General features: G+C 34.5%; 1 rRNA gene. It reads right to left on the bottom strand.

The features are described from left to right. Positions 1-184: 184 nt before the first annotated feature. Positions 185-235: ribosomal RNA gene (locus tag H5R64_RS00245) — 16S ribosomal RNA — on the bottom strand; the annotation flags it as partial.

The raw sequence follows: 235 nt of genomic DNA, 5'->3' as shown, positions 1-235 counted from the left end.
TTATCGGATTAATTGAGTTAGCGATTATTTCTTAAAACTCAAAATAACGCGGTGTTCTCGGTTTGTTTTGTTAATTAATAAAGAAAATTGATATTATTTAGTTTTCAAAGTGCAAGCTTGAGAGTAAACCTCTCAAAACTAAACAAAGTTTCAACAATGTGTAGGTTTCCGTTTTATTCCTTAGAAAGGAGGTGATCCAGCCGCAGGTTCTCCTACGGCTACCTTGTTACGACTT

This window comes from Limosilactobacillus fastidiosus, assembly GCF_014145505.1.
Lineage (GTDB): Bacteria > Bacillota > Bacilli > Lactobacillales > Lactobacillaceae > Limosilactobacillus > Limosilactobacillus fastidiosus.
Note: the sequence above shows the minus strand (reverse complement) of the source record. Positions and strands in the feature narration are given on the sequence as shown.